Source organism: Streptomyces sp. Z423-1 (assembly GCF_013009255.1).
GTDB lineage: Bacteria > Actinomycetota > Actinomycetes > Streptomycetales > Streptomycetaceae > Streptomyces > Streptomyces gossypiisoli.
Map to the genome: position 1 here is coordinate 5,719,476 of NZ_CP053109.1, position 18,083 is coordinate 5,737,558.

Below are 18,083 nucleotides of genomic sequence, written 5' to 3' on the forward strand. Positions count from 1 at the left end.
CCGACGGGCGTCGCCGCGAACGTCGGCTCAGTCCTCGCCGGTCCGCTCAGTCCTCCCCGTACCGCGGATCCACTGTCTCCGGCGTCAGACCGAGCAGTTCGGCGACCTGTTCGACGACGACCTCGTGCACCAGGGCCGCCCGCTCGTCGCGCCCCTTGGTGCGGATCTCGACGGGACGCCGGTAGACGACCACGCGCGCGGGACGCCCCTCACGTGCCGGAATGGTGCCGCCGAGCGGTACCGCCTCGTCGTTCCACGCCCGCCCTGGCCCGTCCAGCCTCGGCACTTCCAGGACGAGGAAATCGATGTCGGCAAGCTGCGGCCACCGCCGCTCCAGGCGCTCCACGGAGTCCTGCACCAGATCCGCGAACGCCTCGGCACGGCTCGCCGCGAGCGGCACCTGAGGGGGCGCGATCGGGCCGCGCATGCCCCGGCCGTGACGATCACGGCGGCGGGGCCCGGGGCCTGCGGCGCGGGGCGGTACTCGGTTGTCCATCACTGGTGAAGCGTAGTCCTCGCGCGAGGCGCGTGCCCGGCCTCCACGCGGCATTCCGGACCTTCGCCCGCCGCCGTACGGCATGTCGCAGGATGACCATTCCAGCCAAGGTTGGGCTCGATTCCGTATCCCTCCGAGACCGGCGATCACGAGGCAATTGATGGTGTTTGTGTGCGGTGTTGACCGTTTTCGTGGTTGTACGAGACACCGGACAGGCGCATCCGCGCAGGTCAGCCGCGTGTGTCGGAAGAGACGTGTGGGACGATTCACAGCCCGACACGGTGGAGTGACCTGGTGGAGAGTCGTCGCGGCCCGCTCAAGAGTGCGGTACCGTCCAACGTCGTGAGCCCTGTACGTCGCTGTTCGCGCACCGCTTGCGGCCGTCCCGCCGTAGCGACGCTGACGTACGTCTACGCCGACTCGACCGCGGTCCTCGGCCCGCTCGCCACCTACGCGGAACCCCACTGTTACGACCTGTGTGCCGAGCACTCCGAGCGTCTCACCGCCCCCCGCGGCTGGGAGGTCGTCCGGCTCCTCGACGGCTCGGCTCCGGCCCGCCCCAGCGGCGACGATCTGGAAGCGCTCGCCAACGCGGTGCGTGAGGCCGCCCGGCCCCAGGAGCGCGCGGCGCAGGCCGGTGGCGGTGGCCGCGCGGCGGACCCGATGGAGGTCGCGCGCCGCGGCCACCTGCGGGTTCTGCGTTCCCCCGACAACTGAGCGCCTGGCTCGATTCCTCCTCCCGGTTTCGTTGAATGCTGCACGCCCATTGACTCTGGCTTGTCGCGGACACGACCATCGCGCGCACCGAAGAGAAATCGCTTTCCGCGGGGCGGAATCCGGGGATGCGCTCGCCTCGTGATCGTCCTGGCCCTGCTCGGCGGCGTGCGCATGAAGGCCCGTCTGGCGGGCCTCACGGGCCTGCTGGCGGCCGTTGTCGTCGCCTGACTCGCGTACGGCATGCCGCTGGACCGGACGATCTCCAGCGCCGAGCCCGAAACACCGTCCCCTGGGGTGTACCGGATGACCGTCCGCACCGGCCGGTGATGCTCGTCGCCCTCGGCTTCGAACCGGTATGGGCCGCGATCGTCGCGCTGGTCGCCAACACCGCGCCGGTGGCGTTCGGCGCCATGGGCACGCTGGCGGTGACGCTCGCGCCGATCGGCCTCGTGGACGGGCGGCGCCAGCTGAAGGGGCCACGCGAAGCGCGTCGTTGAGGGGTGGTGGTCGGGTGACGGGTGCGGGAGCGAGACCTGGGTGCCCGCCGTGGTGTGCGCAATCGCTTTCGCCATCGCGCAGTTCGCCGCCTCGAACCACCTCTCCGCCCAACTGGCCGACATCGCCGCCGCCCTGGCGGGCGCGGGCGCCCTGGGTGGTTCGGCGTCGCCGTGTCCGGGTCGGACACCTCGGCCCACGCCGGCGGTGTCCTCTGCAAGATGATCTTCCGCAGAACCTCACCATCGCCTGCGCCGCCGTCGGGCTCGCGGGCCGCGAGGGGGACCTGCTGCGCAAGGTGCTGCCCTGACCTGAGGGTTACGGCTGGGAGTCCAGTTTCGGTCAGCACAGGTCGTTGTCGGCGGGGGCGGGTAGTTTGGGGGCACCGATAGGACTTTCAGGAGGGTTGGCCGTGGCTGCTGATCTGTCGCAGATCGTGAAGGCGTACGACGTCCGCGGAGTCGTCCCCGACCAGTGGGACGAGCCGCTGGCCGAGCTCTTCGGGGCGGCCTTCGCCCAGGTGACCCGTGCCGACGCGATCGTGATCGGGCACGACATGCGGCCCTCGTCGCCCGGGCTGTCACGCGCCTTCGCGCGCGGGGCGGCGGCACGCGGCGTCGACGTCACCGAGATCGGCCTCTGCTCCACCGACCAGCTGTACTACGCCTCGGGCGTGCTGAACCTGCCGGGCGCCATGTTCACGGCCTCGCACAACCCGGCCAAGTACAACGGCATCAAGATGTGCCGCGCGGGCGCCGCCCCGGTAGGCCAGGACACCGGCCTCGCCGAGATCCGCGAACTCGTCGAGCGGTGGAGCGAGTCGGGCGCTCCCGAGCCGGCGGCGAAGCAGGGAACGATCACGCAGCGTGACACGTTGGAGGACTACGCGGCCCACCTGCGCTCGCTCGTCGACCTGACCTCCATCCGCCCCCTGAAGGTCGTCGTCGACGCGGGCAACGGCATGGGCGGCCACACGGTCCCCACGGTCTTCGCGGGCCTGCCCCTGGACCTCGTGCCGATGTACTTCGAACTGGACGGCACGTTCCCCAACCACGAGGCGAACCCGCTGGACCCGGCCAACATCGTCGACCTCCAGCAGCGCGTGCGCACCGAGGGCGCCGACCTCGGCATCGCCTTCGACGGCGACGCCGACCGCTGCTTCGTCGTCGACGAGAACGGCGACCCGGTCTCGCCGTCCGCGATCACCGCCCTGGTCGCCTCACGCGAGCTGGCCAAGCACGGCGGCGAGGGCGTCGTCATCCACAATCTGATCACGTCGTGGACGGTCCCGGAGGTCGTGAAGGAGAACGGCGGCACACCGATCCGCACCCGCGTGGGCCACTCCTTCATCAAGGCCGAGATGGCCCGCACCGGCGCGATCTTCGGCGGTGAGCACTCCGCGCACTACTACTTCCGCGACTTCTGGAACGCCGACACCGGCATGCTGGCCGCCCTCCACGTCCTGGCGGCCCTCGGCGGCCAGGAGGGCCCCCTCTCTTCCCTGGTCGCCCAGTACGACCGCTACGCCGGCTCCGGCGAGATCAACTCCACCGTCGACGACCAGCAGGACCGCATCGCCGCCCTCAAGTCGGCGTACGAGGGCCGCGAGGGCATCACCCTCGACGAACTCGACGGCCTCACGGTCACGGCCGACGACTGGTGGTTCAACGTCCGCCCGTCCAACACCGAGCCGCTGCTGCGCCTGAACGCGGAGGCGCGCGACGAGGCGACGATGGCGAAGGTGCGCGACGAGGTGCTGGCGATTATCCGGGGGTGAGCGGGCCTACCCGGGGGTGAGTGGAGCGGGGTGACAGCTGGGGGCCCGCCGACGGCCCGGGCCCTCAGCCACCCCCACTCGATCCGGGCCCCGCGTGCCGCCCCCAACCCCCGCACACCCCGCCCTCACGGCGGTACGCTGACCAGGCACATCCACACCACCACACGTACCCGCACCGGTCCACACACCCGCCCCGAAGGGACCCACCATGCCGCTCGAAGCCGGCCTCCTGGAGATCCTCGCCTGCCCGGCCTGCCACGCCCCCCTCAAGGAGCAGGACACCGAGCTGATCTGCACCGGCCAGGACTGCGGCCTGGCGTACCCCATCCGTGACGGCATCCCCGTCCTCCTCGTCGACGAGGCCCGCCGCCCGGCGTAACGGCCTGTAGACGCGCCCGCGCGGATCAGGCCCGCCAGACAGGACCCGCCGCCCGCGCCGATCAGGCCCGCCAGACGGACCTGCCGCCCGCGCGGATCGGGCCCGCCAGACGGACCTGCCGCCCGCGCGGATCGGGCCCGCCAGACGGACCTGCCGCCCGCGCGGATTGGGCCCGCCAGGACGGGACCGCCGCCCGCACAACCGACGACCCGGCGTCCGGAGGCTGCCGCTCATGCTCGACGAATCGCTGCTCGACTCCCCGGATGGCCTCGCCGAGGCCGACCAGCGTGGCCTGCTGCGCGGCGCCGCCGAGGCCGGTGCCCGCGTCCGCACCGCCGCCCGGCACGCCACCGAGGCCGGAGTCGGCGAGCTGAAACCCGACGGCCGCCCCCGCGCCGTCCTCATCGCCGGCCCCGGCGCCGCCGCCACCCACGCCGCCGACCTCCTCGGCACACTGGCCGGCCCCGGCAGCCCGGTCACCCGCCTCGCCCCCACCGGCGTCGCCCCCGCCGCAGGCGCCCTGCGCTGGGAGCTTCCCGGCTGGGCCGGCTCGGTCGACCTGCTGCTGATCACCACCCCGGACGGCACCGAACCGGGCCTGTCCCTGCTCGCCGAGCAGGCCTACCGCCGCGGCTGCGCGGTCGCCGCCGTCGCCCCGGCCGGCACCCCGATCGCCGATGCCGTCTCGGGCGCCGCGCACGGCCTGTTCGTACCGATGGCGACCGCCCCGTACGAGCAGGACGAACCCCTCGCCGCGTCCGCCCCCGGCGTGCTGTGGGCGCTGCTCACCCCGCTGCTCGCGCTGCTGGACCGCATCGGCCTGCTCACCGCCGCACCGGACGCGCTGGAGAAGGTCGCGGACCGCCTCGACCACATCGCCGAACGCTGCGGGCCGGCCATCGCGACGTACAGCAATCCCGCCAAGACCCTGGCCGCCGAACTCGCCGACGCGCTACCGGTGATCTGGACGGAGGGCACCTCGGCCGGCCCAGCGGGCCGCCGTTTCGCCGCCGCGCTCGCCGAACTGTCCGGCCAGCCCGCCGTCGTGGCCGAACTCCCCGAGGCGCTCGCCGCACACAGCGCCCTGCTCGCCGGGCCGCTCGCCGCCAGGGCCAACCCCGACGACTTCTTCCGCGACCGCGTGGAGGAGCCGCCGGCCCTGCACGCACGCGTGGTGCTGCTTCGCGACCGCCCGATCGGCGGCCTCACCGCCGCCCCCGCCGCCCGTGACCTGGCCCTCAGCCACGACACGCCGATCAGCGAACTGGAACCCGACCCCGGCGGTGAACTGGAGACGCTCGCGGAACTGATCGCCATCACGGATTTCGCCGCCGTTTACCTGGCGCTCGCATCGAGGGCCTGATCTGGCCCAGTGCGCCGCGACCTTCGTACGCGAGGAGAACCGGCGCCCGTACGCGAAGAAGACCGACGTCGTACGAAGGTCGTACACAGCCGTACACAGCCGTACGCACGCCGTACACACGCCGTACGCACGTCCGCACAGAACCGGCAGAGAGAACCGCATGGACCGCCTCGACAACACCATCCGCCCCTACGCCTGGGGTTCCACCACCGCGATCCCGCAACTGCTCGGCGTCGAGCCGACCGGCGAACCGCAGGCGGAGATGTGGATGGGTGCCCACCCGGGCGCACCCTCGCACACCGACCGCGGCACGCTCGTCGACGTCATCGCGGCCGCCCCCGAGAAGGAGCTCGGCGCGGCCGCCGTGACCAAGTTCGGCCCGAGCCTCCCCTTCCTCCTCAAGATCCTCGCCGCGGGCGCCCCGCTCTCCCTCCAGGTGCACCCCAACCTGGAGCAGGCGCAGGAGGGTTACGAGGAGGAGGAGCGGCGCGGCGTCCCCGTGGACGCCCCGCACCGCAACTACAAGGACGCCAACCACAAGCCGGAACTGATCTGCGCGCTCACCGAGTTCGACGGCCTGTGCGGCTTCCGCGACCCGCGCCAGGCCGCCGACCTGCTCGACGGCCTCGGCGTCGACTCCCTCAAGCCGTACGTCGATCTGCTGCGCGCCCACCCCGAGGACGCGGCGCTGCGCGAGGTCCTCACCGCCGTCCTCACCGCGGACCCCGAGGAGATGGCCCGTACGGTCGCCGAGGCCACGGCCGCGTGCGCGCGTCTCGGCGGCGCCTACACCGCGTACGCCGACCTCGCCCACCACTACCCGGGCGACCCCGGCGTGATCGCTGCGATGCTGCTCCACCACGTCCGACTCCAGCCCGGCGAGGCCCTCTACCTCGGCGCCGGCATCCCGCACGCCTACCTCAACGGCCTCGGCGTGGAGATCATGGCCAACTCCGACAACGTCCTGCGCTGCGGCCTGACCCCCAAGCATGTCGACGTCCCCGAACTCCTGCGCATCGTCCGCTTCCAGCCGAGCGACCCCGGCGTACTGCGCCCCGAGGCGTCCCCGGACGGCGAGGAGGTCTACGAGACGCCCATCGACGAGTTCCGGCTGTCCCGGTACGTCCTGCCCGAGGGCGGCACCACTCACGACCTCACCCGCGCGACCCCGCAGATCCTGCTCTGCACGGCGGGCTCGGTCCGCACGGGCGAGCACGAGCTGCGGCCCGGCCAGTCCGTCTTCGTACCGGCAGGCGAAAAGGCCGAAGTGTCCGGTACCGGAACGCTCTTCCGCGCGACCGTCGTGGCCTGATCCAGCGGGTTCGGTGACCTGGCGCACCGTTGTCGGACCGGGCTGCAACAATGGCCCACCGGCAAAGGACCGGCAAAGCCCGCGAGCGGGCAAAGCCCTGGTGGACGGCGTACGAAGGGACCACGCGAACTCATGAGCGCGTCAGGTGGCACCAAAGCGATCGTTGCGGCACTGGTCGCCAACCTCGCGATCGCGGTAGCGAAGTTCGTGGCGTTCCTCTTCAGCGGCTCGTCCTCGATGCTGGCCGAGTCGGTGCACTCGGTGGCCGACTCCGGCAACCAGGGCCTGCTGCTCCTCGGCGGCAGGAAGGCCCAGCGCGAGGCGACCCCGCAACACCCGTTCGGCTACGGGCGCGAGCGCTACATCTACGCCTTCCTCGTCTCGATCGTCCTGTTCTCGGTCGGTGGCATGTTCGCCATCTACGAGGGCTACGAGAAGATCAAGCACCCGCACGAGATCGAGCACTGGTACTGGCCGGTCGGCGTCCTCGTCTTCGCGATCATCGCCGAGACGTTCTCCTTCCGGACGGCCATCAAGGAGTCCAACGTCCTGCGCGGCCGGAAGTCCTGGAAGGAGTTCGTCCGCCACGCCAAGGCACCCGAGCTGCCGGTCGTCCTCCTGGAGGACCTCGGCGCGCTCGTCGGCCTGATCCTCGCCCTCGGCGGCGTCGGCCTGGCCCTGCTCACCGGCGACAGCGTCTGGGACGGCATCGGCACCCTGTGCATCGGTGTCCTGCTCATCCTGATCGCGCTCGTCCTGGCCGTCGAGACCAAGTCGCTGCTGCTCGGCGAGGCGGCCGGCGTCGAGGAGGTCAAGAAGATCGAGGCCTCGATCGTCGACGGCGACAACGTCACCGGCATCATCCACATGCGCACGCTCCACCTCGGCCCCGAGGAGCTCCTGGTCGCCGCCAAGATCGCCGTCCGCCACGACGGCACGGCCACCGAGATCGCCTCCGCCATCGACGCCGCCGAGGCCCGCGTCCGCGAGTCCGTCCCGATCGCCCGCGTCATCTACCTGGAGCCGGACATCTACAGCGAGGCCGAAGCAGCCAAGGGCCCGGACCGGGAGGCGTCGCCGGGCGGCCCGAGCCACACCACCGGCCACTGACCTCTTCCGCGTTGTCACGCCCCCGGGGGCCTGCCGAATGTTCGGCGGGCCCCCGGCTGGTTGGGACGGCGCTGCGGCGGGAGGAGCATGCTATGTCGATACATATCCATTCCCTTCTTCTCTGCGCTGCCGCCGCCGTGACGGCGGCCCCTTGCCGACAGTGACCTGTTGCCGTGATCGGCGTGAATTGTTCGTAGGTGGGCTGGGGACGGCTGGGCCGCCCGGTGTAGCTTGGGACGGAGTCAGACGTCGCTGCTGATGGCGGTCGGGCGGTCCTCGCGGACCGGCCGAGGGAGAGAGGGCCTCCGACGGACTGCGCTGCGCGCACGCGGGCATGCCTGTGTGCTGTTCGGGCACCCTTGTGTCCGCCGCCGCGCAGATCAGCCGAACCCACCTCGACCCAACCCCCGAGGAGCAGCCCGCAATGACCACTGTCGAGAACCGACAGGACTTCAAGGTCGCCGACCTCTCCCTGGCCGAGTTCGGCCGCAAGGAGATCACCCTCGCCGAGCACGAGATGCCGGGCCTGATGGCGATCCGCAAGGAGTACGCCGAGGCGCAGCCTCTCAAGGGCGCCCGTATCACCGGCTCCCTGCACATGACCGTGCAGACCGCCGTGCTCATCGAGACCCTGGTCGCGCTGGGTGCGCAGGTCCGCTGGGCGTCCTGCAACATCTTCTCCACCCAGGACCACGCGGCCGCCGCCATCGCCGTCGGCCCGAACGGCACGCCCGACAACCCGCAGGGCATCCCGGTCTTCGCCTGGAAGGGCGAGACCCTTCAGGAGTACTGGTGGTGCACGGAGCAGGCTCTGACCTGGCCGAACACCCCCACCGGCGGCCCGAACATGATCCTGGACGACGGCGGTGACGCCACCCTCCTGGTGCACAAGGGCGTCGAGTACGAGAAGGACGGCAAGGTCCCCTCGCCCGACACCGCCGAGTCCGAGGAGCACCGCGTCATCCTCGAACTGCTCACCCGCACCGTGAGCGAGACCCCGCAGAAGTGGACCCAGCTCGCGTCCGAGATCCGCGGCGTGACCGAGGAGACCACGACCGGCGTCCACCGCCTGTACGAGATGCAGCGCGAAGGCACCCTCCTGTTCCCGGCGATCAACGTCAACGACGCCGTCACCAAGTCGAAGTTCGACAACAAGTACGGCTGCCGCCACTCCCTGGTCGACGGCATCAACCGCGCCACCGACACCCTGATCGGCGGCAAGACCGCGGTCGTCTGCGGCTACGGCGACGTGGGCAAGGGCTGCGCGGAGTCCCTGCGCGGGCAGGGCGCCCGCGTGATCGTCACCGAGATCGACCCGATCTGCGCCCTCCAGGCCGCGATGGACGGCTACCAGGTCACGACCCTCGACGAGGTCGTCGACAAGGCCGACATCTTCATCACCACGACCGGCAACAAGGACATCATCATGGCCTCGGACATGGCCAAGATGAAGCACCAGGCGATCGTGGGCAACATCGGCCACTTCGACAACGAGATCGACATGGCCGGCCTCGCCAAGGTCCCCGGCATTGTCAAGGACGAGATCAAGCCGCAGGTGCACACCTGGACCTTCCCGGACGGCAAGAAGATCATCGTCCTTTCCGAGGGCCGCCTGCTGAATCTGGGCAACGCCACCGGTCACCCGTCGTTCGTGATGTCCAACTCCTTCGCGGACCAGACCCTGGCCCAGATCGAGCTGTTCACCAAGCCCGACGAGTACCCGACCGACGTCTACGTGCTGCCCAAGCACCTGGACGAGAAGGTCGCCCGTCTCCACCTCGACGCGCTCGGCGTGAAGCTGACCACGCTCCGCCCCGAGCAGGCCGAGTACATCGGCGTCAAGGTCGAGGGCCCGTTCAAGCCGGACCACTACCGCTACTGAGTCCGCAGCCGGCCCGCTGAGCCGCGCGCCCGTGCACTGACATGCGGCTCAGCAGCAGGTCCTCCGAGGCAGGCCCCCGCACCCCCGTGTCGGGGGCCTGCCTCTTTGGTGCGGACCAGCTGTCACCGACCCAGCTGTCACCGACTTGTCGCGGCGAACCGGACCAGCCCGTCACACCCCAGGACCCTCATGCCCCGCGGCCGCTATTCGCTCCACGATCCGCACGATCACACCCTCCTTGCAGAAGAGCACTTCCACTGCGCCCCCGGCCCATCCGGCTGGCGCTACGTCTCCCAGCTGACCACCCCCTCGGGCGATCACCGCGGCTCCGTCGACCTCGCCCTCGACGAGCTCGGCCGCCCCATCCGTCTCGAACTCCACGCGGCGGGCTGGCAGGTGCGCGGCGCCGCCCTCGACGGCGTCACCTGGGTCCGTACCGACCCCACCGGCACCGATGCCACGGAAGGCAATGTGCGCGCCCACGCCTTCACCGGCACCTCCCCCGCGTTCCTCATCGCCACCACCCGTCTGCTGCGCCTCACCCCTTCCGGCTCCGCAACCCGCGTACGCCTCGTCGCCTTCACAGACCCGGTCCTCGCCCCGCGCACCGTGGACCAGTCCTGGGCGCTGCTGAAAAGAGAAGCACACGGCACTGACAACGGCCCCCTGACCGTGGACGAATACCAGGTCACAGCCCTGGACACGGGTGAGCAGCACCTCCTGCACATCGCCGGAGACGTGGTGCTCGCGGCCCCCGGCATCGAGCTGGAGGATCTGGACTCGCCGCCGTCTGTATTTCCTTGAGTGGGGGCCTTTGCCGAAGCAGAGCTCTTCTTTGAGTGGGGGGCCTTGCCGAAGCAGAGCGGGCATTGAGGCCGGATTGAGGCCGGGCAGACGCGGCATTGAGGCCGCGGGCCCTGCGACCGCGACGGGCTTACGCGGGTGGCACGAACCCGGTCGCGGGACGATCCCTGTCGGGCGACTGCCCGTCCTGCTGCGGCCCGGGCGGCGGCTGCGCCGGGCCTTCGGGACGGCGTCCGGGCTGCGCTGTTTCATGTCCGGGCTGTGCTGGCGCCGGGAAGTGCTCGGCAGGTGGCGGAGCAGGGACAGGGGAGTGCGCACCAGGTGCCGTACTACGCCCGTACTGCCCGTGCTGCCCATCGCGGCCAGGGCCACCTGCCGCGGCCCCGTCGGCGTAGGCCCTCCGAATCTCCCGCGCCTGCCGCTCCTGCACCACCGCCGCCAGATAGGCGGCCGGCGGTATCCCCTGCGGTACCGGAGTACCCGTCCGCTCCGCGAGGTCGGCGGCGAGCCGTTCCGCCATGGCCCCGCCGACCTGGGGGTCGAGCTGCTGCATGCGCGTCAGGTACTGCCGTATGGCCAGCCACAGCCCGTCAGGGACCGCCGACAGATCGAGTCCCGAGAAACGCCCGGCCAGCCAGGGCGGTGGCGGAGGCACGAAACGCGCGCGGGCGGCGGGAACCCGTTCCCGCACGACCAGAGTTCCCGCGAACACATCCCCGAGCCGGCGCCCACGCTCCGACACGAGCGACGCGATACAGGCGATAACCCCCAGCGTCAGCAGGATCTCGACTACGCCGATGGCCCCCCGCACCAGCGCATGGCGGAAGCGGATCGGCCCGCCGTCGTCACGCACCACCCGCAACCCGAACGCCATCTTTCCCAGCGACCGCCCATGACTGAGCGTCTCCACGGCGATCGGCGCGCCCACCAGAACCAGCAGAAACGTTGCGATGGAGATCGCGATCTGCGCAGCCTCGTCCAAGGAGGCCGTGGAGATCACCAGCACCATGGTCACGATCATGTACGCGGCAAAGGCCACGATCAGATCGAGCAGGACGGCCAGCGCCCTGCTGGGCAGCCTCGCAGGGCGCAACTCCAGCGCCACCGCCTCGCCCGTCACCAGCTCACTCACGCCGCCGTCCTTCCCCTGGCCTGCCCCGAGAACGGCCAGTCTGCCAAGCTGAGGGCACCGAGCATCGCAGTACGACAAGCTGATACTCACGACGGGCCCGCCGACGAGCAGCCGAGGAGCAGGCAAACCGATGGACCTCGACGTCTTCATCTCCGCCCACCGAGCGGAATGGGACCGCCTGGAGGACCTGCTCCGGCGCCAGCGCCGCCTCACCGGCGCCGAGACCGACGAACTCGTCGCGCTCTACCAGCGCACTGCGACTCATCTTTCCCTGATCCAGTCCAGCGCGCCTGATCCCCAGCTGACCGGGCGCCTCAGTCAACTGGTGGCACGCGCGCGTAGTGCGGTGACAGGCACCCGACGCGCGTCCTGGCGCGATGTCACCCGCTTCCTTGCCTATGGCTTCCCCGCCGCCGTCTACCGATCGCGCCACTGGTGGGTTCCCACCGCACTCCTGTCGACTCTCGTCGCGGCGCTCCTCGGCTGGTGGATCGGTACTCACCCGGAAGTCCAGGCCACCATCGCCGCGCCCAGCGAACTGCGCGAGCTCACCCGCCCCGGTGGCGAGTACGAGAGCTACTACTCCACCCACCCCGCGGCATCCTTCGCAGCCCGCGTCTGGACGAACAACGCCCAGGCCGCCGCCATGTGCCTGGTCTTCGGTGTCTTCCTGGGCCTCCCTGTCCTCTGGATCCTCTTCCAGAACATGCTCAACCTGGGCATCGGCTTCGGCCTGATGTCCTCGGCGGGCCGCCTCGACACCTTCCTGGGCCTCGTCCTCCCGCACGGGCTGCTGGAGCTGACAGCGGTCTTCGTAGCCGCCGGCACAGGACTGCGCCTCGGCTGGACGGTGATCGACCCAGGCCCGCGCACGCGCAGGAAGGCCCTCGCCGAAGAGGGCCGAGCCGCCCTCGGCATGGCGATCGGTCTTGCCCTGGTCCTGTTCATCGCCGGCGCGATCGAAGGCTTCGTCACCCCGTCGGGCCTGCCGACCTGGGCCCGCATCGGCATTGGCATCGCCGCCGAGCTCGCCTTCCTCGCGTACGTCTACGTGCTCGGACGGCGTGCCGCCCGTGGCGGCGAGACGGGGGACGTGGAAGCGTCCGAGCGCAGCGCCACGGTGCCGACCGCCGCGTGATGTGCGGACAGGCCTGCCGGACTGCTAGTCTCCTCTTCGCCCCACAGGAGCCGTTGACACGGAGCACGTGGGGAGGTAGATTCAAACAGTTGCCTGGACTGGAGCTCATCCGGTCGGCACCTTGAGAACCTACTTGCTTCTCGGAACATCTGCTCCGCAGAAGCTCCCCCGATGAATCGGAATGGATGGTCGGTTAGCCCGACCTGAAACCTTTGATAAAGTCGGAACCGCCGGAAAGGGAAACGCGAAAGCGGGAACCTGGAAAGCACCGAGGAAATCGGATCGAGAAAAGATCTGATAGAGTCGGAAACACCGAAGGGAAGCGCCCGGAGGAAAGCCGCGAGAGAGTATCTCGGGTGAGTACGAAGGAAGCGTCCGTTCCTTGAGAACTCAACAGCGTGCCAAAAGTCAACGCCAGATATGTTGATACCCCGACACCGGGAAGTTTCCTGGTGGCGAGGTTCCTTTGAAAAAATACAGCGAGGACGCTGTGAACGGTCGGATCATTCCTCTGACTGTTCCGCTCCCGTGAAAAGCATTCACGGAGAGTTTGATCCTGGCTCAGGACGAACGCTGGCGGCGTGCTTAACACATGCAAGTCGAACGATGAACCGGCTTCGGCCGGGGATTAGTGGCGAACGGGTGAGTAACACGTGGGCAATCTGCCCTGCACTCTGGGACAAGCCCTGGAAACGGGGTCTAATACCGGATACGAGTCCCTGCCGCATGGTGGGGGTTGGAAAGCTCCGGCGGTGCAGGATGAGCCCGCGGCCTATCAGCTTGTTGGTGAGGTAACGGCTCACCAAGGCGACGACGGGTAGCCGGCCTGAGAGGGCGACCGGCCACACTGGGACTGAGACACGGCCCAGACTCCTACGGAGGCAGCAGTGGGGAATATTGCACAATGGGCGCAAGCCTGATGCAGCGACGCCGCGTGAGGGATGACGGCCTTCGGGTTGTAAACCTCTTTCAGCAGGGAAGAAGCGCAAGTGACGGTACCTGCAGAAGAAGCGCCGGCTAACTACGTGCCAGCAGCCGCGGTAATACGTAGGGCGCAAGCGTTGTCCGGAATTATTGGGCGTAAAGAGCTCGTAGGCGGCTTGTCGCGTCGGTTGTGCCCGGGCTTAACCCCGGGTCTGCAGTCGATACGGGCAGGCTAGAGTTCGGTAGGGGAGATCGGAATTCCTGGTGTAGCGGTGAAATGCGCAGATATCAGGAGGAACACCGGTGGCGAAGGCGGATCTCTGGGCCGATACTGACGCTGAGGAGCGAAAGCGTGGGGCGAACAGGATTAGATACCCTGGTAGTCCACGCCGTAAACGGTGGGCACTAGGTGTGGGCAACATTCCACGTTGTCCGTGCCGCAGCTAACGCATTAAGTGCCCCGCCTGGGGAGTACGGCCGCAAGGCTAAAACTCAAAGGAATTGACGGGGGCCCGCACAAGCGGCGGAGCATGTGGCTTAATTCGACGCAACGCGAAGAACCTTACCAAGGCTTGACATACACCGGAAACGGCCGGAGACGGTCGCCCCCTTGTGGTCGGTGTACAGGTGGTGCATGGCTGTCGTCAGCTCGTGTCGTGAGATGTTGGGTTAAGTCCCGCAACGAGCGCAACCCTTGTCCCGTGTTGCCAGCAACTCTTCGGAGGTTGGGGACTCACGGGAGACCGCCGGGGTCAACTCGGAGGAAGGTGGGGACGACGTCAAGTCATCATGCCCCTTATGTCTTGGGCTGCACACGTGCTACAATGGCCGGTACAATGAGCTGCGATACCGCGAGGTGGAGCGAATCTCAAAAAGCCGGTCTCAGTTCGGATTGGGGTCTGCAACTCGACCCCATGAAGTCGGAGTCGCTAGTAATCGCAGATCAGCATTGCTGCGGTGAATACGTTCCCGGGCCTTGTACACACCGCCCGTCACGTCACGAAAGTCGGTAACACCCGAAGCCGGTGGCCCAACCCCCTTGTGGGGAGGGAGCTGTCGAAGGTGGGACTGGCGATTGGGACGAAGTCGTAACAAGGTAGCCGTACCGGAAGGTGCGGCTGGATCACCTCCTTTCTAAGGAGCATCTAGCTGCCGCAAGGCAGCCAGAGCCACAACGCAGGCGAGTGTCCTGCTGGTTGCTCATGGGTGGAACGTTGACTACTCGGCCAGGTTCTGGGTCGGAGGCTGCTAGTACTGCTCGCGAGCGTGGAACGCGTGATCTTCGGACGGGGTCTGGTCGGGCACGCTGTTGGGTGTCTGAGGGAATGAATCCTCGGGATGCCGGCCCCAGTGAACTCCGGGTTGTTACCGGGGTATGGGTGGTTGGTCGTTGTTTGAGAACTGCACAGTGGACGCGAGCATCTGTGGCCAAGTTTTTAAGGGCGCACGGTGGATGCCTTGGCACCAGGAACCGATGAAGGACGTGGGAGGCCGCGATAGTCCCCGGGGAGTCGTCAACCAGGCTTTGATCCGGGGGTTTCCGAATGGGGAAACCCGGCAGTCGTCATGGGCTGTCACCCGCTGCTGAACACATAGGCAGTGTGGAGGGAACGCGGGGAAGTGAAACATCTCAGTACCCGCAGGAAGAGAAAACAACCGTGATTCCGGGAGTAGTGGCGAGCGAAACTGGATGAGGCCAAACCGTATGCGTGTGAGACCCGGCAGGGGTTGCGCATGCGGGGTTGTGGGATCTCTCTTCCACGGTCTGCCGGCCGTGGGACGAGTCAGAAACCGTTGATGTAGGCGAAGGACATGCGAAAGGTCCGGCGTAGAGGGTAAGACCCCCGTAGTCGAAACGTCAGCGGCTCGTTTGAGAGACACCCAAGTAGCACGGGGCCCGAGAAATCCCGTGTGAATCTGGCGGGACCACCCGCTAAGCCTAAATATTCCCTGGTGACCGATAGCGGATAGTACCGTGAGGGAATGGTGAAAAGTACCCCGGGAGGGGAGTGAAATAGTACCTGAAACCGTGTGCCTACAAGCCGTGGGAGCGTCGCATGCAAGCTTGCTTGTGTGTCGTGACTGCGTGCCTTTTGAAGAATGAGCCTGCGAGTTTGCGGTGTGTTGCGAGGTTAACCCGGGTGGGGTAGCCGTAGCGAAAGCGAGTCCGAACAGGGCGTTTTAGTAGCACGCTCAAGACCCGAAGCGGAGTGATCTAGCCATGGGCAGGTTGAAGCGGAGGTAAGACTTCGTGGAGGACCGAACCCACCAGGGTTGAAAACCTGGGGGATGACCTGTGGTTAGGGGTGAAAGGCCAATCAAACTCCGTGATAGCTGGTTCTCCCGAAATGCATTTAGGTGCAGCGTCGTGTGTTTCTTGCCGGAGGTAGAGCACTGGATAGGCGATGGGCCCTACCGGGTTACTGACCTTAGCCAAACTCCGAATGCCGGTAAGTGAGAGCGCGGCAGTGAGACTGTGGGGGATAAGCTCCATGGTCGAGAGGGAAACAGCCCAGAGCATCGACTAAGGCCCCTAAGCGTACGCTAAGTGGGAAAGGATGTGGAGTCGCACAGACAACCAGGAGGTTGGCTTAGAAGCAGCCACCCTTGAAAGAGTGCGTAATAGCTCACTGGTCAAGTGATTCCGCGCCGACAATGTAGCGGGGCTCAAGCGTACCGCCGAAGTCGTGTCATTCATACATGAGGTCCAACGACCGTATGGATGGGTAGGGGAGCGTCGTCTGCCGGGTGAAGCAGCACCGGAAGGTAGTTGTGGACGGTTGACGAGTGAGAATGCAGGCATGAGTAGCGATACAAACGTGAGAAACGTTTGCGCCGATTGACTAAGGGTTCCTGGGTCAAGCTGATCTGCCCAGGGTAAGTCGGGACCTAAGGCGAGGCCGACAGGCGTAGTCGATGGATAACCGGTTGATATTCCGGTACCCGCTGTGAAGCGTCAAACATTGAATCCAGTGATGCTAAGCCCGTGAAGCCGTCGTGTGCGTCTTCGGACAAGCACGGAGTGGTGGAGCCGGTGACCCGAGCTGGTAGTAGGTGAGTGATGGGGTGACGCAGGAAGGTAGTCCATCCCGGGCGGTGGTTGTCCCGGGGTAAGGGTGTAGGCCGTGCGATAGGTAAATCCGTCGCACTTGTGGCTGAGACCTGATGCCGAGCCGATTGTGGTGAAGTGGATGATCCTATGCTGTCGAGAAAAGCCTCTAGCGAGTTTCATGGCGGCCCGTACCCTAAACCGACTCAGGTGGTCAGGTAGAGAATACCGAGGCGTTCGGGTGAACTATGGTTAAGGAACTCGGCAAAATGCCCCCGTAACTTCGGGAGAAGGGGGGCCACATCCGGTGAGAGCACTTGCTGCTTGAGCTGGGGGGCCGCAGAGACCAGCGAGAAGCGACTGTTTACTAAAAACACAGGTCCGTGCGAAGCCGTAAGGCGATGTATACGGACTGACGCCTGCCCGGTGCTGGAACGTTAAGGGGACCGGTTAGCTCCATTTCGGTGGGGCGAAGCTGAGAACTTAAGCGCCAGTAAACGGCGGTGGTAACTATAACCATCCTAAGGTAGCGAAATTCCTTGTCGGGTAAGTTCCGACCTGCACGAATGGCGTAACGACTTCTCGACTGTCTCAACCATAGGCCCGGTGAAATTGCACTACGAGTAAAGATGCTCGTTTCGCGCAGCAGGACGGAAAGACCCCGGACCTTTACTACAGTTTGATATTGGTGTTCGGTTCGGCTTGTGTAGGATAGCTGGGAGACTGTGAAAGCCATACGCCAGTATGGTGGGAGTCGTCGTTGAAATACCAGTCTGGTCGTGCTGGATGTCTAACCTGGGTCCGTGATCCGGATCAGGGACAGTGTCTGATGGGTAGTTTAACTGGGGCGGTTGCCTCCTAAAGGGTAACGGAGGCGCCCAAAGGTTCCCTCAGCCTGGTTGGCAATCAGGTGTTGAGTGTAAGTGCACAAGGGAGCTTGACTGTGAGACCGACGGGTCGAGCAGGGACGAAAGTCGGGACTAGTGATCCGGCGGTGGCTTGTGGAAGCGCCGTCGCTCAACGGATAAAAGGTACCCCGGGGATAACAGGCTGATCTTCCCCAAGAGTCCATATCGACGGGATGGTTTGGCACCTCGATGTCGGCTCGTCGCATCCTGGGGCTGGAGTCGGTCCCAAGGGTTGGGCTGTTCGCCCATTAAAGCGGTACGCGAGCTGGGTTTAGAACGTCGTGAGACAGTTCGGTCCCTATCCGCTGTGCGCGTAGGAGTCTTGAGAAGGGCTGTCCCTAGTACGAGAGGACCGGGACGGACGAACCTCTGGTGTGCCAGTTGTTCTGCCAAGGGCATGGCTGGTTGGCTACGTTCGGGAGGGATAACCGCTGAAAGCATCTAAGCGGGAAGCCTGCTTCGAGATGAGGACTCCCACCTCTTTAAGAGGGTAAGGCTCCCAGTAGACGACTGGGTTGATAGGCCGGATATGGAAGCACGGTAACGTGTGGAGTTGACCGGTACTAATAGGCCGAGGGCTTGTCCTCAGTTGCTCGC

Annotated in this window: 11 protein-coding genes, 2 rRNA genes and 1 pseudogene; 12 read left to right on the forward strand and 2 right to left on the reverse strand. The window is 66.9% G+C overall.

Annotated features, from left to right (window positions below):
* Positions 1-46: 46 nt before the first annotated feature.
* Positions 47-496 (reverse strand): metallopeptidase family protein, encoded by a 450-nt coding sequence (locus HJD23_RS25630; protein WP_171111420.1) that lies wholly within the window; start codon positions 494-496, stop codon positions 47-49.
* A 294-nt stretch (positions 497-790) separates the two neighbouring features.
* Between HJD23_RS25630 and HJD23_RS25635 the strand changes: the two genes are divergently transcribed.
* The 9 genes and pseudogenes from HJD23_RS25635 (at position 791) to HJD23_RS25675 (ending at position 10,335) form a co-directional block, all read left to right on the forward strand.
* Positions 791-1,213, forward strand: coding sequence for a DUF3499 domain-containing protein (locus tag HJD23_RS25635; protein ID WP_053760356.1), 423 nt, complete (start codon positions 791-793; stop codon positions 1,211-1,213).
* Between the two features lie 135 nt (positions 1,214-1,348).
* Positions 1,349-1,864: pseudogene (locus HJD23_RS25640) on the forward strand (L-lactate permease); the annotation flags it as partial.
* Positions 1,865-2,120: 256 nt separating this feature from the next.
* Entirely contained in the window at positions 2,121-3,485 is a 1,365-nt protein-coding gene (locus HJD23_RS25645) for a phosphomannomutase/phosphoglucomutase (protein ID WP_171108468.1), read from the forward strand.
* 208 nt (positions 3,486-3,693) lie between these two features.
* Positions 3,694-3,864, forward strand: coding sequence for a Trm112 family protein (locus HJD23_RS25650; RefSeq protein ID WP_086773532.1), 171 nt, complete (start codon positions 3,694-3,696; stop codon positions 3,862-3,864).
* Between the two features lie 232 nt (positions 3,865-4,096).
* Positions 4,097-5,227: an SIS domain-containing protein gene (locus HJD23_RS25655; protein ID WP_171108470.1), complete on the forward strand. Its 1,131-nt coding sequence runs from the start codon at positions 4,097-4,099 to the stop codon at positions 5,225-5,227.
* Positions 5,228-5,387: 160 nt separating this feature from the next.
* Positions 5,388-6,539: a mannose-6-phosphate isomerase, class I gene (manA, locus tag HJD23_RS25660; RefSeq protein ID WP_171108472.1), complete on the forward strand. Its 1,152-nt coding sequence runs from the start codon at positions 5,388-5,390 to the stop codon at positions 6,537-6,539.
* 132 nt (positions 6,540-6,671) lie between these two features.
* Positions 6,672-7,649 carry a cation diffusion facilitator family transporter gene (locus HJD23_RS25665; protein WP_171108474.1) on the forward strand — a complete coding sequence of 326 codons (978 nt, stop codon included), beginning with the start codon at positions 6,672-6,674 and terminating at the stop codon, positions 7,647-7,649.
* Positions 7,650-8,073: 424 nt separating this feature from the next.
* The gene (gene ahcY, locus HJD23_RS25670) at positions 8,074-9,531 is read left to right on the forward strand and encodes an adenosylhomocysteinase (RefSeq protein WP_171108476.1); all 1,458 of its coding nucleotides are present in this window, start codon (positions 8,074-8,076) and stop codon (positions 9,529-9,531) included.
* Between the two features lie 189 nt (positions 9,532-9,720).
* On the forward strand, positions 9,721-10,335 hold the full coding sequence (locus HJD23_RS25675) for a hypothetical protein (protein WP_171108477.1): 615 nt from the start codon (positions 9,721-9,723) through the stop codon (positions 10,333-10,335).
* A 130-nt stretch (positions 10,336-10,465) separates the two neighbouring features.
* Here the strand turns inward: HJD23_RS25675 and HJD23_RS25680 are convergent, their stop codons facing one another.
* Positions 10,466-11,467, reverse strand: a complete 1,002-nt coding sequence (locus HJD23_RS25680; RefSeq protein WP_171108479.1) for an RDD family protein — start codon at positions 11,465-11,467, stop codon at positions 10,466-10,468.
* A gap of 130 nt (positions 11,468-11,597) precedes the next feature.
* Between HJD23_RS25680 and HJD23_RS25685 the strand changes: the two genes are divergently transcribed.
* The 3 genes from HJD23_RS25685 to HJD23_RS25695 all read left to right on the forward strand — a co-directional run bounded on the left by HJD23_RS25685 (position 11,598) and on the right by HJD23_RS25695 (position 18,073).
* Positions 11,598-12,605: a stage II sporulation protein M gene (locus tag HJD23_RS25685; RefSeq protein ID WP_171108481.1), complete on the forward strand. Its 1,008-nt coding sequence runs from the start codon at positions 11,598-11,600 to the stop codon at positions 12,603-12,605.
* A gap of 538 nt (positions 12,606-13,143) precedes the next feature.
* Positions 13,144-14,663, forward strand: a 16S ribosomal RNA gene (locus tag HJD23_RS25690).
* Positions 14,664-14,955: 292 nt separating this feature from the next.
* Positions 14,956-18,073 (forward strand): 23S ribosomal RNA (locus tag HJD23_RS25695).
* Together the 16S and 23S rRNA genes form the textbook arrangement of a ribosomal RNA operon.
* The last annotated feature ends 10 nt before the right edge of the window (positions 18,074-18,083 follow it).

Bases quoted from the DNA above. Each gene is read 5' to 3' on its own strand.
- HJD23_RS25630 (WP_171111420.1), bottom strand. From the start codon at position 496: ATGGACAACCGAGTACCGCCCCGCGCCGCAGGCCCCGGGCCCCGCCGC.
- HJD23_RS25650 (WP_086773532.1), top strand. From the start codon at position 3,694: ATGCCGCTCGAAGCCGGCCTCCTGGAGATCCTCGCCTGCCCGGCCTGC.
- HJD23_RS25655 (WP_171108470.1), top strand. From the start codon at position 4,097: ATGCTCGACGAATCGCTGCTCGACTCCCCGGATGGCCTCGCCGAGGCC.
- manA (WP_171108472.1), top strand. From the start codon at position 5,388: ATGGACCGCCTCGACAACACCATCCGCCCCTACGCCTGGGGTTCCACC.
- HJD23_RS25665 (WP_171108474.1), top strand. From the start codon at position 6,672: ATGAGCGCGTCAGGTGGCACCAAAGCGATCGTTGCGGCACTGGTCGCC.
- ahcY (WP_171108476.1), top strand. From the start codon at position 8,074: ATGACCACTGTCGAGAACCGACAGGACTTCAAGGTCGCCGACCTCTCC.
- HJD23_RS25675 (WP_171108477.1), top strand. From the start codon at position 9,721: ATGCCCCGCGGCCGCTATTCGCTCCACGATCCGCACGATCACACCCTC.
- HJD23_RS25685 (WP_171108481.1), top strand. From the start codon at position 11,598: ATGGACCTCGACGTCTTCATCTCCGCCCACCGAGCGGAATGGGACCGC.